At 68.4% G+C, this 2,346-nt stretch carries 3 protein-coding genes; all 3 read left to right on the forward strand.

The genetic code is table 11. The annotated features are described in order from the left end of the window. Positions 1-1,030: secretin N-terminal domain-containing protein (locus tag VA603_RS10460; RefSeq protein ID WP_323438780.1), on the forward strand; the 1,030-nt coding region annotated here is incomplete at its 5' end. A 2-nt stretch (positions 1,031-1,032) separates the two neighbouring features. After that, a complete protein-coding gene (locus VA603_RS10465; RefSeq protein WP_323438781.1) occupies positions 1,033-1,896 on the forward strand; it encodes a glycosyltransferase family 2 protein in 864 nt (287 codons plus the stop codon). Beyond that, the coding region (locus tag VA603_RS10470) for a glycosyltransferase family 2 protein (protein ID WP_323438782.1) at positions 1,893-2,346 on the forward strand (454 nt) is incomplete at its 3' end. The genes VA603_RS10465 and VA603_RS10470, both read left to right, overlap by 4 nt.

The raw sequence follows: 2,346 nt of genomic DNA on the forward strand, positions 1-2,346 counted from the left end.
CAGTGGCAGCAACGGCGGTGGTGGCAGCGGCGAGAGCCTGTCGCTGCCTTCGCGCGGCACCGGCAACGGCAGCGTGACGCTGGAAGTGGAGGGCGACCGCGTCGGCGTCTCGGCGGTGGAGGAAACCAACACGCTGCTGGTGCGCAGCACGCCACAGGCGTGGCGCTCGATCCGCGAGGTGGTCGAGAAGCTCGACGTGATGCCGATGCAGGTGCACATCGAGGCGCAGGTGGCCGAAGTCGCGTTGACCGGCGAGTTGAGCTACGGCGTGAACTGGTATTTCGAGCAGGCGGTCAATGCCTCCAAGGAGTCAGGGGGGGCCGGTTTGCCGTCGGCACTGGGTCGCGGCATCTGGGGCGATATCGCCGGGTCGCTGGTGCCTGGCAGTACCGACGGGACGGGAGGGCTGAGCTGGACCTTCCTCGGCAAGAACGCCGCCGCGGTGATCACCGCGCTGGACCAGGTCACCGACGTACGCCTGCTGCAGACGCCCTCGGTGTTCGTGCGCAACAACGCGGTGGCCACGTTGAACGTGGGCAGCAAGATCCCGGTGTATTCGGTGTCGGTATCGGGCATCAGCGACAACCAGTACGCGCAGGTGCAGTACCTGGAAACCGGCACCATCCTCAAGGTGCGGCCACGCGTGACCCGCGATGGCATGGTGTTCCTGGACATCGTGCAGGAGGTCAGTTCGCCGGAAGGCAAGGCTGATGAAAACGGCAACGTGCGCATCAACACGCGTCGCATGAAGACCGAGGCCGCCGTGAATGCCGGTGACACCGTCATGTTGGGCGGCCTGATCGAGGACAGCGCCACCAAGGGCTCCTCGGGCTTGCCGGGGTTGAGCCGGCTGCCGGTGATTGGTGGCCTGTTCGGCCGCAAGACCCAGAACAGCCGCCGCAGCGAGGTGATCGTGCTGCTGACCCCGACCATCGTGCGCAATCCGCAGGAAGCACGGAACCTCACCGACGAATACGGCAGCAAGTTCCGCGCCCTGGACCCGATCAACAAGCCCAAGGCGGGCCACTGAGCATGGGCCTGCCCGTCATCCTGTTGCCGGTAGGCGTGGATGACACGGCTCTGGATGCCTGCCTGGCGGCGCTGGAAGCATCCACGCCGGCCGGCACGCCGGTATGGCTGGCCGACGATGGCCAGTCCGGTCCGCGCGGGCAAGCGGTGATCGAGCACTGGCTGGCGCATACGCGCCTGCAGGCCGAATACACCCGGCGCCCGCGGCCGATCGGTGAATCGGCGCATCTGGACCAGATGCTGCAGGCCTGCGGCGATGCCGACGTGGCGGTGCTGGCCCCCAACGCAGTGCCGGGTAGTGGCTGGTTGCAGCAGTTGGGCGAATGTTTCGCGCGCGATGCGGCCATCGCCACCGCCACGCCCTGGAGCAACGCCGGCGAAACCGTGTCCTGGCCGCGCGCCGGCGAGGTCAATCCACTGCCGGTCGACCCGCAACGCATGGCGTTGGCGCTGGCGGCGATGCCGTTGCTGCATCCGGAGCTGCCGTCGGCGGTGACCCACGCGGTGTTGATACGCGGCAGTGCGCGTCGTCGTGCCGGCGGTCTGGACATCCACAGCTATGGCTCGTGGTACGCCGCGCTGGTCGACCTGAGCCTGCGCATGAGCGGGCTGGGCTGGCGCAACGTGCTGTGCGACAACGCCTTCGTCGGCCGCGCCGGCGAAGGGCAGCCGGGCGATGGCGACATGGAGGTGCTGGCCAATCGCTGGCCGACATGGACCGCGCGGCTGGCCGGCTTCCTGATGGATGACCCGCTGCAGGCCCATCGCGCGCTGCTGCAGCAGCTGGTCGAGCAGGCGATAATGCCGCAAGCCCAGCGCGACCTGTTCGATGCCTGCGGTTCCCTTCCAGGCGCGGAGCCGTTGTGAGTCAGTCGATTGCCGTTGTCGTCGTCAGCTACCAGAGCGCGAGTACCCTAGACGAATGCCTGGCGCGACTGCGCGCCGCGCAGGATGTCACCGAGATCCGTGTGGTCGACAACGCCTCGTTCGACGGCTCGCTGGAGATCGCCCAGCGCCACGCGCTCGCCGATGCGCGCGTGCGCTTCATCGCCAACCCCGACAACCCCGGCTTCGCTACCGCCTGCAACCAGGGCGCGGCCGAATGCCACGCGGCGTGGCAGGCGTTCGTCAACCCGGACCTGATGGTCGAGCCGGACACGCTGGCGCGCCTGCGCGACCTCGGCCTGCCGTTTGGTGATTGCCTGCTGGGCGTGGAACAGGTGGACGAGCAGGGGCTGGCGGATGCGGCGGTGCGCCGTCGCGATCCGGATTTCGCCGCGATGCTGCGCCATCCGGGCGCTGGCGCGCGGTTGTCGA

The sequence above is a fragment of the Stenotrophomonas capsici genome, from assembly GCF_034961085.1.
Classification (GTDB): Bacteria; Pseudomonadota; Gammaproteobacteria; order Xanthomonadales; family Xanthomonadaceae; genus Stenotrophomonas; species Stenotrophomonas capsici.

What these genes read in the sequence shown, in the direction of transcription:
- VA603_RS10465 (WP_323438781.1), top strand. Translation starts at nt 1,033, where the DNA reads ATGGGCCTGCCCGTCATCCTGTTGCCGGTAGGCGTGGATGACACGGCT.